Here is a 22,514-nt window from a genome sequence, read left to right on the forward strand (position 1 = left end):
GGTGCGCTGCGCTTACCCGCCCTATAAATGGAATCGCTGCTTTAATGTAGGGTGGGTAAGCGCAGCGCACCCACCGACCCAAAACGCACAATCCGACACTTAACAAATCCCCAACATTCTGGCGCTACGATGCGGTTCCGTTATCATAATGGCTTTCGGCAAGCGTTTTCCCGCCTCTCTGGATAACAATACAGAACCATTATGACCAAACAGACTCAAGGACTTAGCACATCGCTGACGGTACTGATGTCCGTCGCTACCGGGCTTGTGGTCGCGAGCAACTACTATGCTCAACCGCTGCTCGACACCATCGCCCATGCGTTCGCCATTACCGCTAACCAGGCGGGCTTTATCGTCACCGCCGCCCAGCTCGGCTACGCTTTCGGGCTGCTGTTCCTGGTGCCGCTCGGCGATATGTTTGAACGCCGCCGCATGATCGTGGTGATGACGCTGCTGGCCGCCGCCGGGATGCTTATCACCGCGAGCAGTCATACGCTCGCGATGATGATTCTGGGCACCGCGCTGACCGGCCTGTTCTCCGTCGTGGCGCAAATCCTGGTGCCGCTTGCCGCCACGCTCGCCGCGCCGGAAAAACGCGGTAAGGTCGTGGGGACCATCATGAGCGGCCTGCTGCTCGGCATTCTGCTGGCGCGTACCGTTTCCGGCGCGCTGGCAAACCTCGGCGGCTGGCGCACGGTGTACTGGGTGGCGACGGTGCTGATGGCTGTTATGGCGCTGGCGCTCTGGCGCGGCCTGCCTGTCGTCAGGCAGACCAGTACGCTTAACTATCCGCAACTGCTCGGCTCCATCTTCCGCCTGTTTACCCGCGATAAACTGCTGCGCACCCGCGCGCTGCTGGGCTGCCTCACCTTCGCCAACTTCAGCATTCTCTGGACATCGATGGCGTTTTTACTGGCGGGCGCGCCGTTTCATTTCTCAGACGGCGTGATTGGGCTGTTCGGTCTCGCGGGTGCGGCTGGCGCACTTGGCGCGCGTCCGGCAGGCGGTTTTGTCGATAAAGGCAAGGCGCATCTCACCACCACCTGGGGGCTGGTCCTGCTGCTGCTGTCGTGGATTGCCGTGGCGTTCGGACAGTTTTCGGTTATCGCGCTCATCATCGGCATTCTGGTGCTCGATCTTACGGTACAGGGCGTACATATCACCAACCAGAGCGTGATTTATCGCATCCACCCGGACGCCCGTAACCGTCTTACCGCCGGTTATATGACCAGCTACTTTATTGGCGGCGCGGCGGGTTCACTTATCTCCGCCTCGGCGTGGCAACACGCAGGATGGAACGGTGTCTGCGCCGCAGGTGCAATTATCGCCCTACTAAATCTGGTAGTGTGGTGGTGCGGCTATCACCGTCATAGCGGGACAGAGTGAGGTCTGCGTCGCACCTTTGCCGTCCTGAATGCCTGCGAAGGGTGTTAAGGGCGGTAACACTCTGTTAAGGTTATGCGGAGTTATTTATTCGAGTGATTTTAACTTCGGTAATATATCAAAAACGTATATGGATATACCCACACCTTTAAGCCCCTCCCTGCCTCCTCGCGCATTTTCGCTGGCAGGGAGCATAAGCGAAACTTTGCCATCATTTTTCAGCGGCTTGTCCGTGGCTGTTATCCCGCGTTTGTGCTCGCTACCGTCTGGTTTGACATCATCCGAATCCACTTTTTACTTTTCTGTCGCTTATATGAACGACCGCCGACCCGCACCGTTTTTCGCCGATACGCATACCGCGCAGGGGTCGTCGATTTCATATTCTGCCCGCCAGGTCGCAGGCGGCGGGCGCTCCGGGTATGGAATAGCCCGGAAGCTCATGACGGTAACGTAGCCATTAATGATTCATCTGAATAATAGATTTACATGATTTGTTACCGTCGTTATTATATCGGCTGCAATTAATGAGGTTATACCCAAATGGATAGTTCGTTTACGCCCATTGAACAGATGCTTAAATTTCGCGCCAGTCGCTATGAGGATTTTCCGTATCAGGAAATTCTCCTGACTCGCCTGTGCATGCACATGCAGGGCAAGCTGCTGGAAAACCGCAATAAAATGCTGAAGGCTCAGGGGATTAACGAGACATTGTTTATGGCGTTGCTGACCCTGGAATCTCAGGAGAATCACAGCATTCAGCCGAGCGAGCTGAGCTGCGCACTGGGATCGTCGCGCACGAACGCCACCCGTATTGCCGATGAGCTGGAAAAACGCGGCTGGATCGAGCGTCGTGAAAGCGATAACGATCGCCGCTGCCTGCATCTTCAGTTGACCGAGAAAGGTCAGGAATTCTTACGTCAGGTTCTGCCGCCGCAGCATCACTGCCTGCATCTGCTCTGGTCCTCTTTAAACAGCCAGGAAAAAGAGCAGCTTGAGCAGATAACCCGCAAATTGCTCGACCGCCTCGACCAGATGGAAGAGGACAATACGCTGCTTGAGGCCGTTCGCTAACGCGCCGATAAGCGCTCGTTTCGCAAACGTGCCGTTGCAAGGAAACCGCTACACTGACAGGCCAGCATTTTCATGCTGGCCTTTTTGACAACAGAGGTCGGCTATCGCCGACAACAACAATAAGAACGTGGAGATAAACATGAGCGCAAATGCGGAGAACACCACCCCGCAGCAACCGGTCAGTAACAAAAAGGGCAAACGCAAAGGCGCCCTGCTGTTATTAACCTTGCTCTTTGTTGTTATTGCCGTGGCGTATGGCGTTTACTGGTTTTTAGTGGCGCGTCATTTTGAAGAGACCGATGACGCCTACGTGGCCGGGAATCAGGTACAAATCATGGCGCAGGTCTCCGGCAGCGTCACCAAAGTCTGGGTGGAGAACACCGACTTTGTGAAAAAAGGCGACGTGCTGGTGACGCTCGACCCGACCGACGCCCAGCAGGCGTTTGAGAAAGCGAAAACGGAACTGGCCTCAAGCGTACGTCAGACCCGACAGCTGATGATTAACAGCAAGCAGTACGCCGCGAATATTGAGGTTAAGAAAACCGCACTGGCGCAGGCGCAGAGCGACTTAAACCGCCGCGTGCCGCTCGGCAGCGCGAATTTAATTGGCCGTGAAGAACTGCAGCATGCCCGCGATGCGGTCGCCAGCGCCCAGGCGCAGCTGGATGTCGCCATCCAGCAGTACAACGCCAACCAGGCGATGATCCTCGGCACGAAGCTTGAAGACCAGCCTGCGGTGCAACAGGCCGCCACCGAAGTGCGCAACGCCTGGCTTGCGCTTGAGCGTACCAAAATCGTCAGCCCGATGACCGGTTATGTGTCGCGCCGCTCTGTTCAGGTCGGCGCGCAGATTAGCCCGACGACGCCGCTGATGGCCATCGTTCCGTCGAGCGGTCTGTGGGTGGACGCGAACTTTAAAGAAACCCAGCTGGCGCATATGCGCATCGGCCAGCCGGCTACCGTGGTGAGCGATATCTACGGCGATGACGTGGAGTACACCGGTAAAGTGGTCGGCCTCGATATGGGCACCGGCAGCGCCTTCTCCCTGCTGCCTGCGCAGAACGCCACCGGTAACTGGATCAAAGTGGTTCAGCGTCTGCCGGTACGTATCGAGCTGGACGCGAAACAGCTGGAGCAGCATCCGCTGCGCATCGGCCTGTCCACGCTGGTGAAAGTCGATACCACCAATCGCGACGGCGGCGTCCTCGCGACCCAGACGCGCTCTGAGCCTGCGTACCAGAGCAACGCGCGCGAAATCGCGCTGGAGCCGGTGAACAAGCTGATTAACGATATCGTGCAGGCGAACGCGGGTTAACCGGCGGAGGTTGTATGCAGCAACGTAAACCGCTTGAAGGGGCGCAACTGGTCGTCATGACCATCGCCCTTTCGCTTGCCACCTTCATGCAGGTGCTGGACTCCACCATCGCGAACGTGGCGATCCCGACGATCGCCGGTAACCTCGGTGCCTCGTTAAGCCAGGGCACCTGGGTCATAACCTCCTTCGGGGTGGCAAACGCCATCTCGATTCCCTTGACCGGCTGGCTTGCGAAGCGCGTCGGCGAGGTGAAGCTGTTCGTCTGGTCGACTATCGCGTTCGCGATTGCCTCCTGGGCCTGTGGCGTCTCAAACAGTCTGAACATGCTGATTTTCTTCCGCGTGATTCAGGGGATCGTGGCCGGGCCGCTGATCCCGCTCTCTCAGAGTCTGCTGCTGAGCAACTATCCGCCCGCCAAACGTTCTGTCGCGCTGGCGCTGTGGTCGATGACGGTGATTGTCGCCCCCATCTGCGGGCCCATTCTCGGTGGCTGGATCAGCGATAACTACCACTGGGGCTGGATCTTCTTTATCAACGTGCCGATCGGCATCGTCGTGGTATTGATGACGCTGCAATCGCTGCGCGGGCGTGAAACCCGCACCGAGCAGCGGCGCATCGACGCCGTGGGGCTGGGGCTGCTGGTGATTGGTATCGGTTGTCTGCAGGTGATGCTCGACCAGGGTAAAGAGCTGGACTGGTTTAACTCAACCGAAATCATCGTGTTGACCGTTGTGGCGGTAGTGGCGCTGAGTTTCCTGATTGTCTGGGAGCTGACCGACGAACATCCGATTGTCGATCTCTCGCTGTTTAAATCGCGCAACTTTACCATCGGCTGCCTGAGTATCAGTCTTGCCTATATGCTCTACTTCGGCTCGATTGTGTTGCTGCCGCAGTTGTTGCAGGAGGTCTACGGCTATACCGCGACCTGGGCGGGGCTGGCGTCGGCACCGGTCGGGATAATCCCGGTGATTCTCTCGCCGATTATCGGGCGCTTTGCGCACCGGCTGGATATGCGCCGCCTGGTGACATTCAGCTTTATTATGTACGCGGTGTGCTTCTACTGGCGCGCGTATACCTTCGAGCCGGGAATGGATTTCGGGGCGTCGGCATGGCCGCAGTTTATTCAGGGCTTCGCGGTGGCGTGCTTCTTTATGCCGCTCACTACTATTACCCTCTCCGGCCTGCCGCCGGAGCGGCTGGCGGCGGCGTCGAGCCTGTCGAACTTCTTAAGGACGCTCGCGGGTTCCATCGGCACCTCGATAACCACGACGCTGTGGACCAACCGGGAATCGATGCACCACGCGCAGCTGACCGAGTCGGTCACGCCGTTTAACCCCAACGCGCAGGAGATGTATAACCAGCTCCAGGGCATGGGAATGACGCAGCAGCAGGCGTCCGGGTATATTGCGCAGCAGATTACCAACCAGGGGCTGATTATCTCCGCCAATGAGATTTTCTGGGCGTCTGCGGGCGTGTTCCTCGTCCTGCTCGGGCTTATCTGGTTCGCGAGACCGCCTTTCGGCGCGGGCGGCGGCGGCGGTGGCGCTCACTGATGGTTCTGTAAAAAGGCCCGCACTGGCGGGCCTTTTTTATTGATGCGGATTATTCCTTCGCGGGGGGCATGCCCTGCTTACGCAATTGCGCGATGAGACGCTCCAGCGGCAGTGGCCGACACATCAGATATCCCTGGGTTTCATCGCATTGATACATTTTAAGCTGCGCCAGCTGCTCCGGCGTCTCCACGCCTTCCGCGGTGATGCTGAGTGAGAACGCTTTGCCAAGCCCGATGATATTCTCCACGATGCTGTTGGCGTTATCCGAGTGCGGCATGCCCGCCACAAAGGATTTATCAAGCTTAATGCCATCGAACGGGAACGTGCGCAGGTAGCTCAACGACGAATAGCCCGTGCCGAAATCATCGATAAGCAGCCGCACGCCGAGCGCTTTGAGGCCATTCATCAGCGCAAGGCTCTGCTCAGGGTTTGAGAGCGTGGCGTTTTCCGTGACTTCCAGCTCCAGCCTTTCTGGCGCAAGCCCGGTCGTGTTCAGCACCTCCTGCACCCGCTCCACCAGCCCTGGCGTTCGGAACTCCATCGCCGAAATATTCACGGAGACAGAAAGCCCTGGCATATCGCGCTGCGCATCGCGGCAGGCGGCGTTCAGCACCCAGTCGCTGATGGCGATAATCAGCCCGGTCTCTTCGGCGAGCGGAATGAACTGATCCGGCATCAGCAGCCCGAGCGTCGGGTGATGCCAGCGTAACAGCGCTTCAACCGCCACCACCTTTTCAGCGTTGACGTCATAGCGCGGCTGATAGACCAGCCGGAACTGCTGCTCGCGGATAGCTTCACGCAGGCTGTTCTCCATTTCGCGGCGCTGGACAATCTGTTCGGCCATATCGGCGTTATAAAATACCCAGCCGTTGCGCCCGCGGCTTTTCGCTTTATAGAGCGCGATGTCCGAGAAGCGCAGCAGATCGGTCGCGTTTACCGCGTCCTGCGGCGCGAGCGCGATCCCCATACTGGCACCGATGAGGATCTCATGATCCTGCACGCTGAAGGGCCGGTTGAGCTCGGCGAGAATGCGCGCGCAGAGCTGCTCCAGCGCTTCCTTGCGTTCGATATCCGGGATAATCAGGATAAATTCATCGCCGCCCTGGCGCGCCACCAGATCGAAATCGCGCAGGCAGGCGCGCAGGCGCTCGGAAACCTGATGCAGCAGTTCGTCGCCGACGCCGTGGCCAAAGAGATCGTTAACCGGTTTAAACTTATCGAGATCGAGGCTAATCATCGCCAGCGGATGCTCGCGCGTCGGGCGCGACTGAAGTTTGCCTTCCAAAAACTCTTTCATGCGCACCCGGTTAGGCAGGCCGGTCAGTTCATCATGCAGCGAGAGATACTGCACGCGCGCCTGCGCTTCGACTTCAAGCGTGACGTCGGTCGCGGTGCCGCGAAAGCTTAGCCCGCCCTCCGGTGTGGCGATGGGCTTCGCCACCAGATTGCAGTAGCGCTGATGTCCCTGCGCGGACAGATAGCGGCAGTGGGTCATGTTGCGGTGTCCGCCGTGCCCCGGCTGATGGAGCCACGCTTCCAGCGTCGCCCTGTCCTCCTGAATAAACTCGGTGACGCGCCGCCCTAACCAGTCGGCGATGCGATAGCCGGTAATGACCGGAAAACGCTCGGAAAGCCAGGTGAAGCGCAGCTCGTCGTCCGTTTCCCAGATCCAGTCGGTGGTCGCTTCCGCGACATCACGAAAACGCCGTTCGCTGGCAGCCAGCGCGAGCCGGTTCTGCTCCAGCAAAAAGGCGTTTTCATCATTGAGCCGCGCTTTATTGAGCGCGTTACGCATGGAAATACCTGCGACCAGCCCCGTAAAACACATCAGGAAAATCAGCAGCGGCAGGATAACGACAATCAGGTTGTGGCCGGGATCTTCGCTGCGCCAGACCATCGTGACGTGGCCGTTGCCAAGCGGCAGGCTCAGCGTCACCTCACGGTAGCCAGGCGATGCGTCGCCGGGTTTACGCACATGCAGATCCTCAATGCCATATTCGTGGCCCATCTGCGCGAGCTCCGCGCCACTCAGCACATCGATAAAAACCAGCAGCGACGGCGTGCCGGGTTCAGCGGCAACATTTTTGTCCCCGCCGCTGCGTATCCAGGCGGCCCCCACCAGCGCAGGCTGGCCGTGGTATTCCATCGGCGTGATGACACAAGCCCCATCGGAGGCGTCAAGCGCGGTGCGCAGACTGTTCAACACCGGCGCGCCTGTCCAGTGCTCCACTTTCTGGTGACTGAGTTTGCCGTTCACAACGCTGTAGCGGGTCGCATTGCTGCCATCAACGACAAAAACGCCGTCATAGCCGAACATCTCATAGAGCGACGCGCCCAGATTTCCGCGGTCCCACGCCCAGGTCACGTTGACCGCCTGATGCAAATTCAGGTAAGCCTCGCCCCAGTCAGAGTAGTCATTAAGCGTGGTTTTTATCGTATCCTGGCGATTTTGCAGGGCTTTTAATAACAGATGGCGGCTTTGTGCATCCGCGCGCTCGTTGATAGTATTCGCAATGTGCAGAAGAGAAAGCATCGCTATCAGGAAAAACAGCCCTAACAGAGCGCCCATAAAAAGTAATGTTCGCCGGATAAACCGGGTGGTATTTCCCGTCTCGTTACCGGATAAGTCAGAAACGCCGCGTCTGAATAAACCCCTCATTCCTCGTTCCCAGTCTGCAATAGCCTTGATAATAGTATGACGTCCGTGAAAAGATCTGCGCAGCGCGCGATATCATTATTATTCACGGTGTTACCCCTGAACGCATGACGCTGACGATATGCAAGACCGGACGCGGCCCGCCACGCATCTGCAACGCTGCTCAGGCTATTCGTTAAGGGGTTAATGATTTAAACCAATAGGTTATTTCACGGCGATATTTTAAGGCTTACAAAAAATTTGTTTTAAGTCGCCCGGATGGCGCCAGGTGGCGCGTAAATATAACCGTTACGGCAATCATATAATAAAAAAGGAGCCATTAAGGCTCCCTTTTCATTATTTATTTTGACGGCTTACAGGTGCAGTTCCTGTAATTTTTCTTTCGGCAGCGCCAGCGCATCATTGCTGTTAACGCCTACGCCGCGTTCGATAATGTGGCGGGCGATTTCCTGGGCCTCTTCCAGCGAGTGCATCTCATAAGTGCCGCACTGGTAGACGTTCAGCTCAGGGATCTGATTCTGCTCTTTGACTTTCAACACGTCCTGCATCGCCGCTTTCCAGGCGTCAGCCACGCGCTGCTCGTCAGGCTGGCCGATGAGGCTCATATAGAAACCGGTGCGGCAGCCCATCGGGGAGATATCGATGATCTCCACACCGTTGCCGTTCAGATGATCGCGCATGAAACCGGCAAACAGGTGCTCCAGCGTGTGAATGCCTTTTTCCGGCATCACTTCTTTGTTCGGCACGCAAAAACGCAGGTCGAACACGGTGATGGTATCGCCGTGCGGCGTGTTCATGGTCTTCGCCACACGTACCGCAGGCGCTTCCATACGGGTATGGTCGACAGTGAAGCTATCAAGCAATGGCATCTGATCACCTCCGAGTAGTGATTTTTTTAAATTTAACTGAACTTATGTTCGCGGGCCCGGTCTGAATCTATGAAAGACGCGCATTTGTTATCATCATCACTGAGTTCAGAGATGACAATTTGGCCACAGCGATGTGGCCTTTTTCTTTTGTGTTACGCCTGCTTCGCCAGCCATTCATCAAACGGTTCGGTATCCGCGGCCTCAATCTCACGCTGGCGCGCCAGCGACGCCGCCTGCTCCTGACGAAAATCTTCTTCATGCAACGCCTGCAACGGCTCTTCACGCAGCATGGTGCGGTAGCGATCCGCCAGCATCCGTCCGGTGCCGCCAATCCCGTTTTCAATCATCGAACGCAAAATCTGCGCCGAGTAAGTGAGCTCGGGATCGTCAAAGCAGGCCACCAGTCGGTCACAGACCTGCTGGTACTCCTGGCCGCCGTGAATGCCGTCGAGCGTTTGCGCCACGCGACGTAAATCGCGGAACAGATCTTTGCCCACTTTCTCCAGCGGGAACTGCGCCGTTTCGCAGCCGATGCCAAGCGTCAGCCCCGGCTTGCGGCCTTCCAGAATCACGCGGTTCCAGTTGGTGCGGGTACACAACAGCTCATCGCTGCTCATCTCCGGCGCATCCGCCAGCGCGCACCAGACCATAAAGAGATCGAGGAAACGCACCTGATTTTCATCAACGCCAATCGGCGAGAACGGGTTGATATCGAGCGAACGCACTTCGATATATTCAATACCGCCACGCAGCAACGCATCGGACGGCGATTCGCCATCGCGCGTGACGCGCTTCGGACGGATCGGCGCATAGAGTTCATTTTCAATCTGCAAAATGTTGGTGTTGATTTGCAGATATTCGCCGTCTTTCTTCAGCCCCAGCTTCGCATACTCTTCCGACGGGGTTTTAATCGCGCGCTTCAATCCTGCCACATAACCGTGCAGATCGTTAAACGTAATCCCGAGATTGCTTTGCGATTTATTGGTATAGCCCAGATCGCTTAAGCGCAGTGAGGTCGCGTAAGGCAGGTAATACATGCCGCAGTCGGTTTTCTCAAACGGCAGTTTGGTCGGCTTGCCCTGCAGGAAAGACGAACAGATCGCCGGTGATGCGCCAAACAGGTACGGGATCACCCAGCCAAAACGGTAGTAGTTGCGGATCAGACGGAAATAGCCCGCTGAAATCGCCTCTTTACCGCTTTCGGCATCGTCCACCTGACACTTCGCCTGCCAGAACGCCAGCGGCAGCGAGAAGTTATAGTGCACGCCGGAAATCGTCTGCATCAGCGCGCCATAGCGATTTTTCAGCCCTGAGCGATAGAGCGTTTTAAAACGCCCGATATTTGAAGTGCCATATTGCGCGAGCTCAATGTCCTGCCCCTCTTTGATATAGCAGGGCATGCTGAGCGGCCACATGCGCTCGTCGCCGAGCGCTCTGGCGGTGTGGCGATGGATATCGCGCATAACCGTCAGCATGTGATCGATATCGCCATCTACCGGCGTGATAAATTCCAGAAGGGCTTCGGCAAAGTCCGTCGTGATCCACTTATGGGTTAACGCGGCGCCCAGGCTTTCCGGATGCCCCGTGGTCGCCAGCTCGCCTTCAGGCGTGACGCGCAGTGTTTCGCGCTCAAGCCCACGGCGAATGCCTTTCAATGCCTCAGGATGCTCGGTTAGCCAGGCCAGCGCCTGTGATACGTCCGGGATCAAATTGACCTCCCGCCTGTCGTGTCGAAAATATTTTTATTAAGCATAATTGTAATGGTAAAGGTTGACGATGAAAGGTCGCTCAAACAATCCAATTAGTGCCACCACGTCATACCCTGTAAAGTCGCTGCCGCAATGATGATGTAGCGCAGCGCCTTGCCAAGGCACAGAAAAAAAATCACCGGCCCCCAGGGAAGACGCAGCCACCCTGCCAGCAGGCATAATAAATCACCGACTAAAGGCAGCCAGCTTAACAGCAGCGCCGGCGCGCCGAATCGTTGCAGCCAGCCCTGCGCGCGCTCCTGCCAGCGCGACGACTCGCGCAGCGGAAACAGCCGCCCAAGAATAACGTTAGTTAACCCCCCAAGGCTATTACCTATTGTTGCGGTTAATACCAAAAGCCAGGGGGCGGTTTTTACGCTAACCAACAGCGCCACCAGTACCGCTTCGGAACTGCCCGGCAGCAGCGTGGCGCTCAGAAAACTGCTGGTGAAGAGCGAGAGGAGCGACAGCGCGTCGCTCACAGCAAACGCACGTCCACGGCATCCATTCCCGCGAGACGCGCCGCTTCGAGACCGAAATCCGCGTCTTCAAACACGACGCATTTCTCAGGCGCGACGCCCATGAGCGTGGCACAGCGCAGGAACGTATCGGGAGCGGGTTTGTGATGCTGTACATGATCGGCGGCAACCACCGCGGTGAAATAGTGACGAAGGCCAAGATGCGCCAGCAGCGCTTCCGCCATCGCGCTTTCGCTGCCGGTGCCGACAGCCATAGGACGACGGCCGTGCCACGCTTTGACGACATCAATGAGCGGCAGCGGACGCACCGTATCCAGCAGCATCGCCTGCACTGCCGCCGTTTTTTCACGCGCCAGCGCATGCGGGCAGAGATCGGCCTGATTCAGTTCAATGACCGCCTGGGCGATACGCCAGGTGGGCGAACCGTTCAGCGCGACCATCGCCTGCTCGTCAAACTGCATGCCGTAGCGGCCAAGAACGTCGCGCCAGGCTTTCCGGTGCGTCGGCTCGGTATCGAGGATGGTGCCATCCATGTCAAAAATCAGCCCGTCGTAACGCTCGTACATCATGTCCTCATCACCTGACCGCCAGGAATGTTACTTTAGCCTAAACCGTTAATGTTGTCGCTGTTAAGGCTTGCGGGCGGTGGCGATGGCTTAAGGAATCAAGCTGGTAAAAGTGATTTCAGGGAAAGTATAAAAAGGGAAAGGAGGCGTTGCGAAATATCTTTGGCAGAGCAAGGGTATATTCAGGTGAGGAAATGGTGCATCCGGGAGGATTATTCGGCTTCGCCTCACCCTGACTGGCCGCTGCTAAAGCAGCGTTATCCTCCCTGGAATTCGCGATAATCATCGCATACCAGGTCACGTCATCATTACTGATACTGTGCAGGAAGATGGTGCATCCGGGAGGATTATTCGGCTTCGCCTCACCCTTAAGGGCCGCTGCTAAGGCAGCGTTATCCTCCCTGGAATTCGCGATAATCATCGCTTACCAGGTCACGTCATCATTACTGATACCGTGGAGAAATATGGTGCATCCGGGAGGATTCGAACCTCCGACCGCTCGGTTCGTAGCCGAGTACTCTATCCAGCTGAGCTACGGATGCATCGGGGATATTGCTTTACTGCGGTTCTCGTCATCATCGCTGATAACGTGGAGAAATATGGTGCATCCGGGAGGATTCGAACCTCCGACCGCTCGGTTCGTAGCCGAGTACTCTATCCAGCTGAGCTACGGATGCATTGTGGATACTGCTTTACTGCGGTTCACGTCATCATCGCTGATAACGTGGAGAATAATGGTGCATCCGGGAGGATTCGAACCTCCGACCGCTCGGTTCGTAGCCGAGTACTCTATCCAGCTGAGCTACGGATGCATCGGGAATACTGCTTTACTGCTGATATTAGTATCGCTACGAAAGCCATACTAAGTAAGAGATGGTGCATCCGGGAGGATTCGAACCTCCGACCGCTCGGTTCGTAGCCGAGTACTCTATCCAGCTGAGCTACGGATGCAAAATGGCGGTGAGGGGGGGATTCGAACCCCCGATGCAGCTTTTGACCGCATACTCCCTTAGCAGGGGAGCGCCTTCAGCCTCTCGGCCACCTCACCACACGCCTCTTACGAGTGCTTCGAAGAGCTTGTTTCGTCTCATCGTCGCTGCGTGGCGCACATATTACTTTCTGGGACTTATAAGTCAAACAATTTTTCCCGACTCTGTATCGTTTGCACAATTACCGCCCAATCCGCCTGCTTTGCCAACAAAAAGGCTGTTTTATCAACGCAAATGCGCTGCAACAGGGGCGTATCAAATGAGGAAAAGGGAAACGGAAAAGCGCGTCAGAAGACGGAGAAACAGGAAGAAGCGAGGAAGAAACCAAAAGGGGGATGCGCCTCGCCGGTATGAGCGAGACGCGACAACTCAGTAACTGGACTGTTGCGATTTTTCAGCCTGGATACGCTGGTAGATCTCTTCACGGTGTACAGATACCTCTTTGGGGGCGTTAACGCCAATACGTACCTGGTTGCCTTTTACCCCAAGAACTGTCACGGTCACCTCATCCCCAATCATGAGGGTTTCACCAACTCGACGAGTCAGAATCAGCATTCTTTGCTCCTTGAAAGATTAAAAGAGTCGGGTCTCTCTGTATCCCGGCATTATCCATCATATAACGCCAAAAAGTAAGCGATGACAAACACCTGAGGTGTAAGCAGTCACGGCATTACATTCTGTTAAACCTAAGTTTAGCCGATCCAGAAAAAATCAACCCGACTTTATCGTTATAGTTCGGGCACAGATAAAGACGCCATAACAACAATGCGTTATGGCGTCTTTACTGCCGTTTTGGTTTTACAGCTTCGCGGTTACCCAGCTTTCAACGCTGCCAAGCGCTGCGGGCAGCGCCGCGGCATCGGTGCCGCCTGCCTGCGCCATATCCGGGCGGCCACCGCCTTTACCGCCGACCTGCTGAGCGATCATGCCCACCAGCTCGCCAGCTTTGACGCGATCCGTCACATCTTTTGACACGCCCGCGATCAGAGAGACTTTCCCCTCCGCGACGGTCGCCAGCACGATAACCGAAGAACCAAGCTGATTTTTCAGATCGTCAACCATCGTGCGCAGCATTTTCGGCTCGACGCCTGCAAGCTCGCTCACCAGCAGTTTCACGCCATTAATGTCCACGGCTTTGCTGCTGAGGTTAGCGCTTTCCTGCGCCGCCTGCTGTTCTTTGAGCTGCTGCAGCTCTTTTTCCAGCTGACGGGTGCGCTCAACCATCGCGCGAACTTTATCGTTCAGCGTCTGGCTGTCGCTTTTAAGCAGATGAGACAGCTCGTTCAGGCGGTCGTTCTGGGCATGAACCAGAGATAGCGCGCCTTCGCCGGTTACCGCTTCAATACGGCGCACGCCTGCGGCAGTGCCTGATTCAGAAACGATACGGAACAGGCCGATATCGCCAGTGCGCGACGCGTGGATACCGCCGCACAGCTCGGTGGAGAAATCGCCCATGCTCAGTACGCGTACGCGGTCTTCATATTTCTCGCCGAACAGCGCCATCGCCCCTTTGGCTTTCGCCGCTTCCAGATCCATAACATTGGTTTCAATCGGCAGGTTACGGCGGATCTGGGCGTTGACCAGATCTTCCACCTTGCGGATCTCTTCCGGCTTCATCGCTTCGAAATGGGAGAAATCGAAACGCAGGCCTTTGTCGTTGACCAGAGAACCTTTCTGCGCGACATGAGTGCCAAGCACCTGGCGCAGCGCGGCGTGCATCAGGTGCGTCGCCGAGTGGTTGAGACGGATACGGTCGCGTCGCGCATGGTCCACTTCCGCTTTAACGCCCTCGCCCACTTTCAGAACGCCGCTGGCCAGCTCGCCAATATGACCAATCGCCTGACCATATTTCTGGGTATCGTTAACGGTGAATGTAAAGCCGTTGCCTTTCAGCTCGCCTTTATCGCCCACCTGACCGCCGGACTCCGCATAGAAAGGCGTTTCATCCAGCACGACGACAGCCTGCTGGCCCGCAGTGACTTGCTCAACGGATTTGCCGTCGACAAACAGCGCGGTGACTTTCGCAGTCAGTTCGGTATGATCGTAGCCTTTGAATTCTGACGCGCCGTCAACGCGGATCATCGCGTTGTAATCCGCGCCGAAACCGCTGGATTCGCGCGCGCGACGACGCTGCTCTTCCATGGCGGCCTCAAAGCCCGCTTCGTCAACTTTAATGTTGCGCTCGCGGCAGACATCCGCGGTCAGGTCGACCGGGAAGCCATAGGTGTCATACAGACGGAAAGCCGTTTCGCCATCGAGCGTGTCGCCGGTAAGCTTAGAAAGTTCTTCATCCAGCAGCGCCAGACCACGCTCCAGCGTGCGGGCAAACTGCTCTTCTTCGGTTTTGAGAACCTGTTCCACCTGCGCCTGCTGGCGTTTCAGCTCTTCGCCCGCCGCGCCCATGACGTCCACCAGCGGCCCCACCAGCTTGTAGAAGAAGGTGTCTTTCGCGCCCAGCATATTGCCGTGACGAATCGCGCGGCGAATGATGCGGCGCAGCACATAGCCGCGGTTTTCGTTAGACGGAATAACGCCATCTGCAATCAGGAATGCACAGGAACGGATATGGTCGGCGATAACACGCAGCGATTTGTTGCTCAGATCGGTGGCACCGGTGACGTTCGCCACTGCCTTGATAAGCTTCTGGAACAGATCGATTTCATAGTTGGAGTTAACGTGTTGCAGCACCGCGGCGATACGCTCAAGGCCCATCCCGGTATCCACGGACGGCTTCGGCAGCGGTTCCATGGTGCCGTCAGCCTGACGGTTAAACTGCATAAACACGATGTTCCAGATCTCAATATAACGATCGCCATCTTCTTCCGGGCTGCCCGGAGGCCCGCCCCAGATGTGGTCGCCATGATCGTAGAAAATCTCGGTGCACGGGCCGCACGGACCGGTATCGCCCATCTGCCAGAAGTTGTCAGACGCGTAAGGCGCGCCTTTGTTATCACCGATGCGGATGATGCGTTCGCGCGGGATCCCGACTTCTTTTTCCCAGATTTCGTAAGCTTCGTCATCGGTTTCGTAGACGGTTACCCACAGGCGATCTTTCGGCAGGTTAAACCACTGCGCGCCGGTCAGTAGCTCCCAGGCGTACTGGATAGCGTCATGTTTGAAGTAGTCACCGAAGCTGAAGTTGCCCAGCATTTCGAAGAAGGTGTGGTGGCGGGCGGTGTAACCGACGTTTTCCAGGTCGTTGTGCTTACCACCAGCGCGCACGCAGCGCTGCGCCGTCGTCGCGCGGGAATAATTACGCTTGTCGAGACCAAGGAACACGTCCTTGAACTGGTTCATCCCGGCGTTGGTAAACAGCAAAGTCGGGTCATTATTCGGGACCAGAGAGCTACTGGCGACTACCTGGTGTCCCTTGCTATGGAAAAAGTCGAGAAACGCCTGACGGATCTCAGCGGTGCTCTTGCTCATAATTATCCTGAAATCAAGCTAACGAAATGTGTCACCCGAATGGCGCAGCACGCTGCCGCCAGACCAGGCTAAACGGAAAAAAGTGGGAATAAGATAAGTTTTCTTTACAGGGAAGTAAAACCCCGCATGGGGTCATCACTCAAAATTTCGGTAGATCGCCTGGATATCTTCCATGTAATAGCCGCGATACAGTAAAAAGCGCTGGACTTTGGCTTTTTCGGGAAAGGCGCGCGGCAGCGGCGCGCCGAATTTGCGCTCGGCCTGATCGCGGGCCTGTTCCTCCCAGTCCACCTCGCAGTCAGCGAAGGCGCTGTCGCACGCGGTTCGGGAAATACCCTTCTGCTGCAGCTCCTGACGAATGCGTTGCGGCCCGTAGCCTTTGCGGCCACGGCTGGCGATATAGCGCTCGGCGAAACGCGCATCGTCGAGATAATGCTGCTCGTGGCACCACGCAATCACTTTCTCGATATCTTCCGGCGTCGCCTGCGCCTGCTCATCTTCATTTTTGCCCGGCAACACGGCACCAAGCTTACGCCTGAGCTCTTGCTCGCTGTGGTCGCGCATCGCGAGTATTCGCATGGCGCGGTCAAGAAGGCGGGAGTAAGCGGAGCGGCGGGGAGTAGCGTCAGTCATAGGCGTGAATAACAGTGGCGAAGTTGAGGAGACAGAAAAAAGTAAGGGCTGCATCAGCAGCCCTTGAGATTAAAACTCTTCGTTGGTTTCTTCAACGCCGCCGTCGTTATCATCGACGGTGAAGTCAGGCGTAGAGTCCTGATTGTTGAGCAGCATGTCGCGCAGTTTCTTCTCAATTTCGTCAGCCATCGGCTTATTCTCTTTGAGGAAGTTGGTCGCGTTCGCTTTACCCTGGCCGATCTTCTCGCCGTTGTAGCTGTACCAGGCGCCCGCTTTTTCAATCAGCTTGTGCTTCACGCCAAGGTCAACCAGCTCGCCGTAGAAGTTGATCCCTTCACCGTAGAGGATCTGGAACTCAGCCTGTTTAAACGGCGCAGCGACTTTGTTTTTCACCACTTTCACGCGGGTTTCGCTACCTACCACTTCTTCGCCCTCTTTCACCGCGCCGATACGGCGGATGTCGAGACGCACAGACGCGTAGAATTTCAGCGCGTTACCACCGGTCGTGGTTTCCGGGTTACCAAACATCACGCCAATCTTCATACGGATCTGGTTGATGAAGATAAGCAGGGTGTTGGAGTTTTTCAGGTTACCAGCAAGCTTACGCATCGCCTGGCTCATCATACGTGCCGCGAGGCCCATGTGAGAGTCACCGATTTCGCCTTCGATTTCCGCTTTCGGCGTCAGGGCCGCAACGGAGTCGACCACCAGCACGTCTACCGCGCCGGAGCGCGCCAGCGCGTCACAGATTTCCAGCGCCTGCTCGCCGGTGTCCGGCTGAGAGCAGAGCAGGTTATCGATATCTACGCCGAGCTTACGGGCATAGACGGGATCGAGCGCGTGCTCTGCGTCGATAAACGCACAGGTTTTACCCGCGCGCTGTGCTGCGGCAATCACCTGCAGCGTCAGCGTGGTTTTACCTGAAGATTCCGGGCCGTAAATTTCCACGATACGCCCCATCGGCAGACCGCCCGCTCCCAGCGCGATGTCCAGGGAGAGAGAGCCGGTGGAGATCGTTTCCACATCCATGGTGCGATCTTCACCCAAACGCATGATGGAGCCTTTGCCGAATTGCTTCTCAATCTGGCCGAGTGCTGCCGCCAACGCCTTCTGCTTGTTTTCGTCGATAGCCATTTTTACTCCTGTCATGCAGGGTGAGCCCAATTGCGCCACGCTGCGAATTTGTTTCGTTGGTGCAATTATACTGTATGAGCATACAGTATCAAGTCTTTTGTATAAAATGTTGCCACAAGGTTTGCAGCGCAAACGCGGTTGCCTGGCGGCGTACGGAATCCCGATTACCATCAAAGCGTTGCACGTGTGCCTCCACCCTTCCCTGGTTGTCGGCAAAGCCAAACCAGACGGTGCCGACGGGCTTGTCAGGGCTGCCGCCATCGGGCCCGGCAATACCGCTCACAGAAACAGCATAAGAGGCCGCTGCGGCATTCAGCGCGCCCTGCGCCATTTGCCTGACAACCGGCTCGCTGACCGCGCCGTGCGCCGCGAGCGTAGCGCCATCAACGCCGATAAGTTGTTCTTTAGCCTCATTACTGTAGGTCACGAAGCCGCGTTCAAACCAGGCGGAACTACCAGCGATATCGGTAATGACTTTCGCCACCCAGCCGCCGGTGCAGGATTCCGCCGTCGTCACGGTCGCGCCCTGCGCCTTCAGCGCAGCGCCAAGCTGCTGACTTAACTGCATTAATTCGTTATCTGTCATGACGGCTCCGATTGTAAACGTAACCCCAGGCATCCCACAGCGATTTTTCAGCGTTGCAGGCAGTTACATCGGGTTTTACGAGGCGAATTCAAGGTTTGAGGTCGTATTTATTTCCCCGCCTGCACAGACTGGGAAACGTCTTACTGTACCCGGGCGAGCGCCACCGCCTGGCCGAGCTGCCAGACCGCCATCGCATAGTGCGTACTATGGTTATAGCGCGTAATGGCGTAGAAGTTAGGCAGGCCGTACCAGTACTGATAGCCGCTGCCGATATCAAGACGCAGGAGGCTTGCTTCGGTGTGATCGCCAAGCGGCTGCTGCGGCGTTAAACCCGCGGCCGCCAGCTGGCCGACGCTGTATTTGGTTTTAAAGCCATTCTCAAGCTGCGGTGCCTGGCCGTTGGCGGGCACCGCCACCAGATCGCCCTTCACCCAGCCGTGCTGCTGGAAGTAGTGCGCGACGCTGCCGATAGCGTCTTCCGGGTCCCACAGGTTGATATGCCCGTCGCCGTTAAAGTCGACCGCATACTCTTTATAAGAGGACGGCATAAACTGACCGTAGCCCATCGCGCCCGCAAACGAGCCTTTCAGCGCCAGCGGATCGTCGCCTTCATCACGCGACATTAGCAGGAAGGTTTCGAGCTCGCCGGCAAAATAGTCAGCGCGGCGCGGGTAGTTAAAGGCAAGCGTCGCCAGCGCGTCGATAATACGGGTTTTGCCCATCACGCGGCCCCAGCGGGTCTCCACGCCGATGATCCCGACGACGATTTCCGGCGGCACGCCGTAAACCTGCCAGGCGCGGTTAAGCGCATCCTGATACTGGTTCCAGAACGCCACACCGTTTTGCACGTTGTCCGGCGTAATGAATTTATTGCGATAGCGCAGCCAGGCGCCGTTCGGCCCCGGCGCAGGCTGAGTGGTCGGCGCCTGGCGATCCATCAGACGCAGCACGTAATCGAGCCTTTTGGTCTGTGAAAACACTTCCTGGAGCTGCTGGCGGTTAAACCCGTGCTTGCTGACCATCATGTTGATGAAATTTTCCGCCGCCGGGTTGCCGGTGAAATCGCCGGTTGGCAGCAACATATCGTGCTGCGGCTGGAGCAGGAAGCCGCCCTGGCTTGCGCCTGCGGTCTGAGTGGTTGCAGATTGAGACTTCGGCTTGCTGCTGCAGGCGGCAAGCGCCATCATCAGCGGCAACAGGGCGACATAGCGACGCTTTAACATGAGATATCCATATGGCTGTTCAGAACGAATGGCAGTAATGGTAGATCATCCTGGGCCAGCCGAGGAAGCGCGGGCATGAGGCGCAGGCGGTAAATTTTTCCGCCTGCGCCCGCCATCAGAGGACTTTGCTAAGAAAAGCCGCGGTGCGTGGGTTTTGCGGGGCGGTAAAAAGCTGCGCGGGCGGGCCTTCTTCCTGAATCACGCCGCTGTCGATAAAAATTACCCGGTCGGCGACTTCACGCGCAAATCCCATTTCGTGGGTGACGATAACCATCGTCATGCCCTCTTCGGCAAGATTTTTCATTACCGCCAGCACTTCGCCCACCAGCTCCGGATCCAGCGCGGAGGTCGGTTCATCAAACAGCATAACCGACGGGTTCATCGCAAGCGCACGGGCAATCGCCACACGCTGCTGCTGGCCACCGGAGAGGCTCGCGGGCCAGGCGTCGCGCTTATCGCTAAGCCCGACTTTGGCGAGCAGCCCTTCGGCGAGCGTCACCGCCTGCGCGCGTTTCATGCCCTTCACGCTCATCGGGGCCATAATAAGATTTTCCAGCACCGTCATATGCGGGAACAAATTAAAGCGCTGGAACACCATCCCGACGCCCGCGCGCAGCTGATTTATATCGGCATTGCGGTCATGCACCGCAAAACCGTTCACGACAATTTCGCCCTCTTCTGCCGTCTCCAGCGCGTTCAGGCAACGTAAAAAGGTGCTTTTCCCGGAGCCGGAAGGGCCAATTACGCAGACTACTTCCTCCGGTTTGATGTCGCAGTTTATGCCGCGCAGAACGTGGCTTGCGCCGAAATGCTTATGCAGATTTTTAACGTGAATCACTTTTGCCAAACCTCTTTTCCAGCCGCGCCACCAGTTGCGATAGCAGGAAGGTAATCACCCAGTAGACCAGTGAAATGGTCAGGTAGGGCTCCCAGTATGTGGCGTAAGCGCCGGAGACGGTACGCGCCGCGTAAGCCAGATCCGCAAGACCGATGGCAGAGGCGAGCGATGAATCTTTCACAATGGCGATCGCATTGTTGCCAAGCGGCGGCAGGATGCGGCGAAACGCCTGCGGCAGAATGACTTTGCGCATGGTTTTCCACCACGGCATGCCGAGCGCGCGCGACGCTTCCATCTGCCCGCGGTCGATAGACTGAATACCCGCACGGAAAATTTCGGACACATACGCGCCCGCGTTAAGGGTGATCGCCACGATACAGGAGAGAAACGCGCCGTAATCGGAGCGCAGCATACGGGCGAATTCGCTGCTCATCAGGCCGCTTTCCACCAGCCAGCCGTCGCGCGGGTTAATAAAGAGCGGCACCAGCGCGAAGTGCACCACCATTATCTGTACAAACAGCGGCGTGCCGCGAAACGCGCTGACATAAAAGCGCACCGGGAACTGCACCAGGTAGCGCAGCACATATTTCCACGGCCCGTGCTCCGCGTGCGCCATGCGCCCCAGCCCGAGCGTCAAGCCCCACAGCGTGCCGAGTATCACGCAAATTATGGTGCATTTGATGGTCATCCAGGCGCCCTGCATAAACAGCGGGCCATACTCCCGGATTATCTCCCAATGAAATCCTGACATGTCCATTTCCGAAAAAGAGGCGGCTGACGCAAAGACGGTCAGCCGCTAAATAACAGGAAGCGAAAGCGCGCGATTACTGCGCAGGCAGCGTCGGCACGTTATCGTCAAACCAGGCTTTGTAGATTTTCGCGTAAGTGCCGTCAGCGACGATTTTCGCGAGGCCCGCGTTGATTTTATTGCGCAGTTCGTCGTTGCCTTTCGCCACCGCGATCCCGAAATACTGGCGTTCAAATTTGGCGTCCGGCACCAGTTTGAACTGCTTTTCCGGGTGCTGTTTGATGTAGTACTTCACCACGCCCACGTCGCCCACAGCGGCGCTGACGCCATCTTCAAACAGCTCCTGAAGCATCAGCGGCGTGTTATCGAAGCGCTTAATCGCCGTGTTGTTTTTGCCAAGCACATCAGAGACTACGATATCCCCGGTGCTGGAGTTCACCACGCCGACTTTTTCATTTTTCAGCGCGGCCAGTGAATCCACTTTCGAATCTGCCGCAACGACGATGGATTGTTCCGCCGGGAAATAAGGCGCTGAGAAATCGACCATCTGCTTACGCTTAGCGGTGATAGTAATGCCGGAGATGATAATGTCGCGATCGCCAGAACCGAGCGTTGCGAAAATCCCTTCCCACGGCGTGTTCACCAGCTTCACGTTGAAGTTTTCGGCTTTGGCGATGGCTTTAATGATGTCGATATCGAAGCCTTCCAGCTGTTTCTGGCTGTTTTCGAATTCAAACGGACGATAGGTGCCGCCCGCGCCGACAACATAGGTTTCCTGCGCTGCCAGCGCGCTGCCCGCGAGGGCTGCCATTAATAAACCGGCTTTGAGTAAAGATTTCATCATGTTCGCAACCCTCATTTTTATGCACTGAATGTGAATAAAAATACATAGATTAGTCAGGCCGCGCAACAAGAATATATTCTTCGCCGCTCCACCCGCCCCGCCAGTTCTGGTAGTCAAGCGCAGCGGGTGAAATGCCGATAACGCTCAGTGGTTTTCAAATCAAGGGGCTGAAATGAAACGACATCCTGTCCAGTCGAGAACGTTTAAAAGTGCAGGCTACGATCCAACCTGTTCGATTATGGAAATTGAGTACGCCAATGGGCGCGTGGAGCAGTTTCTCGGCGTACCGGCGAAAACCTGGCAAACGTTTCTGATGAGCAACGAGAAAGAGAGCTGGTTCAACAGCAATGTCAAAAGCAGCTTTTTCAAAGTGTCCGTCAGCTGAAGCGATAAACAGAAGGCATAAAAAAAGCGTGGCTCGCCACGCTTTTTTATTTCGCTAACAGACAGAGA

At 56.6% G+C, this 22,514-nt stretch carries 20 protein-coding genes and 5 tRNA genes; 5 read left to right on the plus strand and 20 right to left on the minus strand.

The window, feature by feature from the left end; all coding sequences use genetic code 11:
* Positions 1-201: 201 nt before the first annotated feature.
* The 4 genes from ACUW6V_RS08250 (at position 202) to emrB (ending at position 5,322) form a co-directional block, all read left to right on the plus strand.
* Entirely contained in the window at positions 202-1,386 is a 1,185-nt protein-coding gene (locus ACUW6V_RS08250; protein WP_004386448.1) for an MFS transporter, read from the plus strand.
* 537 nt (positions 1,387-1,923) lie between these two features.
* Positions 1,924-2,454, plus strand: coding sequence for a transcriptional repressor MprA (gene mprA, locus ACUW6V_RS08255; RefSeq protein WP_004386446.1), 531 nt, complete (start codon positions 1,924-1,926; stop codon positions 2,452-2,454).
* A gap of 139 nt (positions 2,455-2,593) precedes the next feature.
* Positions 2,594-3,769: a multidrug efflux MFS transporter periplasmic adaptor subunit EmrA gene (gene emrA, locus ACUW6V_RS08260; RefSeq protein ID WP_004386445.1), complete on the plus strand. Its 1,176-nt coding sequence runs from the start codon at positions 2,594-2,596 to the stop codon at positions 3,767-3,769.
* A 14-nt stretch (positions 3,770-3,783) separates the two neighbouring features.
* Complete coding sequence (gene emrB / locus ACUW6V_RS08265) at positions 3,784-5,322, plus strand: multidrug efflux MFS transporter permease subunit EmrB (protein WP_004386444.1); 1,539 nt, start codon at positions 3,784-3,786, stop codon at positions 5,320-5,322.
* A 49-nt stretch (positions 5,323-5,371) separates the two neighbouring features.
* Here the strand turns inward: emrB and ACUW6V_RS08270 are convergent, their stop codons facing one another.
* The 20 genes from ACUW6V_RS08270 to ACUW6V_RS08365 all read right to left on the minus strand — a co-directional run bounded on the left by ACUW6V_RS08270 (position 5,372) and on the right by ACUW6V_RS08365 (position 22,061).
* Positions 5,372-7,981, minus strand: a complete 2,610-nt coding sequence (locus tag ACUW6V_RS08270; RefSeq protein ID WP_007850439.1) for a bifunctional diguanylate cyclase/phosphodiesterase — start codon at positions 7,979-7,981, stop codon at positions 5,372-5,374.
* 350 nt (positions 7,982-8,331) lie between these two features.
* The gene (gene luxS, locus ACUW6V_RS08275; protein WP_004386442.1) at positions 8,332-8,847 is read right to left on the minus strand and encodes an S-ribosylhomocysteine lyase; all 516 of its coding nucleotides are present in this window, start codon (positions 8,845-8,847) and stop codon (positions 8,332-8,334) included.
* A gap of 152 nt (positions 8,848-8,999) precedes the next feature.
* Complete coding sequence (gene gshA / locus ACUW6V_RS08280) at positions 9,000-10,556, minus strand: glutamate--cysteine ligase (protein WP_004386441.1); 1,557 nt, start codon at positions 10,554-10,556, stop codon at positions 9,000-9,002.
* A 92-nt stretch (positions 10,557-10,648) separates the two neighbouring features.
* Entirely contained in the window at positions 10,649-11,077 is a 429-nt protein-coding gene (locus ACUW6V_RS08285) for a YqaA family protein (RefSeq protein ID WP_007777638.1), read from the minus strand.
* The gene (gene yqaB / locus ACUW6V_RS08290; RefSeq protein ID WP_004386439.1) at positions 11,074-11,640 is read right to left on the minus strand and encodes a fructose-1-phosphate/6-phosphogluconate phosphatase; all 567 of its coding nucleotides are present in this window, start codon (positions 11,638-11,640) and stop codon (positions 11,074-11,076) included. The genes ACUW6V_RS08285 and yqaB overlap by 4 nt, the downstream gene beginning before the upstream one ends.
* A 118-nt stretch (positions 11,641-11,758) precedes the next feature.
* Positions 11,759-12,061 (minus strand): hypothetical protein, encoded by a 303-nt coding sequence (locus ACUW6V_RS08295; protein ID WP_015386404.1) that lies wholly within the window; start codon positions 12,059-12,061, stop codon positions 11,759-11,761.
* Between the two features lie 44 nt (positions 12,062-12,105).
* Positions 12,106-12,182, minus strand: a tRNA-Arg gene (locus ACUW6V_RS08300).
* Positions 12,183-12,240: 58 nt separating this feature from the next.
* Positions 12,241-12,317, minus strand: a tRNA-Arg gene (locus ACUW6V_RS08305).
* A 58-nt stretch (positions 12,318-12,375) separates the two neighbouring features.
* Positions 12,376-12,452, minus strand: a tRNA-Arg gene (locus ACUW6V_RS08310).
* Positions 12,453-12,514: 62 nt separating this feature from the next.
* Positions 12,515-12,591, minus strand: a tRNA-Arg gene (locus tag ACUW6V_RS08315).
* A gap of 4 nt (positions 12,592-12,595) precedes the next feature.
* A tRNA-Ser gene (locus tag ACUW6V_RS08320) sits at positions 12,596-12,688 on the minus strand.
* A 310-nt stretch (positions 12,689-12,998) separates the two neighbouring features.
* The gene (csrA, locus tag ACUW6V_RS08325; protein ID WP_000906486.1) at positions 12,999-13,184 is read right to left on the minus strand and encodes a carbon storage regulator CsrA; all 186 of its coding nucleotides are present in this window, start codon (positions 13,182-13,184) and stop codon (positions 12,999-13,001) included.
* 243 nt (positions 13,185-13,427) lie between these two features.
* A complete protein-coding gene (gene alaS / locus ACUW6V_RS08330; protein WP_004387899.1) occupies positions 13,428-16,055 on the minus strand; it encodes an alanine--tRNA ligase in 2,628 nt (875 codons plus the stop codon).
* 135 nt (positions 16,056-16,190) lie between these two features.
* Positions 16,191-16,688, minus strand: coding sequence for a recombination regulator RecX (recX, locus tag ACUW6V_RS08335; protein WP_004387898.1), 498 nt, complete (start codon positions 16,686-16,688; stop codon positions 16,191-16,193).
* A 69-nt stretch (positions 16,689-16,757) separates the two neighbouring features.
* Positions 16,758-17,822 (minus strand): recombinase RecA, encoded by a 1,065-nt coding sequence (gene recA, locus ACUW6V_RS08340; RefSeq protein ID WP_004387897.1) that lies wholly within the window; start codon positions 17,820-17,822, stop codon positions 16,758-16,760.
* 88 nt (positions 17,823-17,910) lie between these two features.
* Positions 17,911-18,408, minus strand: a complete 498-nt coding sequence (pncC, locus tag ACUW6V_RS08345; RefSeq protein WP_004387896.1) for a nicotinamide-nucleotide amidase — start codon at positions 18,406-18,408, stop codon at positions 17,911-17,913.
* A 140-nt stretch (positions 18,409-18,548) separates the two neighbouring features.
* Positions 18,549-19,631 (minus strand): lytic murein transglycosylase B, encoded by a 1,083-nt coding sequence (gene mltB, locus ACUW6V_RS08350; protein WP_004387895.1) that lies wholly within the window; start codon positions 19,629-19,631, stop codon positions 18,549-18,551.
* Positions 19,632-19,746: 115 nt separating this feature from the next.
* A complete protein-coding gene (locus ACUW6V_RS08355; RefSeq protein ID WP_105605261.1) occupies positions 19,747-20,469 on the minus strand; it encodes an amino acid ABC transporter ATP-binding protein in 723 nt (240 codons plus the stop codon).
* The gene (locus ACUW6V_RS08360; RefSeq protein WP_104672859.1) at positions 20,456-21,220 is read right to left on the minus strand and encodes an amino acid ABC transporter permease; all 765 of its coding nucleotides are present in this window, start codon (positions 21,218-21,220) and stop codon (positions 20,456-20,458) included. Before ACUW6V_RS08360 ends, ACUW6V_RS08355 begins: the two co-directional genes overlap by 14 nt.
* Before the next feature lie 73 nt (positions 21,221-21,293).
* Entirely contained in the window at positions 21,294-22,061 is a 768-nt protein-coding gene (locus tag ACUW6V_RS08365; RefSeq protein WP_105546596.1) for a basic amino acid ABC transporter substrate-binding protein, read from the minus strand.
* A gap of 172 nt (positions 22,062-22,233) precedes the next feature.
* Between ACUW6V_RS08365 and ACUW6V_RS08370 the strand changes: the two genes are divergently transcribed.
* The gene (locus tag ACUW6V_RS08370) at positions 22,234-22,446 is read left to right on the plus strand and encodes a KTSC domain-containing protein (protein ID WP_007870378.1); all 213 of its coding nucleotides are present in this window, start codon (positions 22,234-22,236) and stop codon (positions 22,444-22,446) included.
* Positions 22,447-22,514 lie beyond the last annotated feature (68 nt).

It is taken from the genome of Cronobacter sp. 153480017-3, assembly GCF_053627815.1.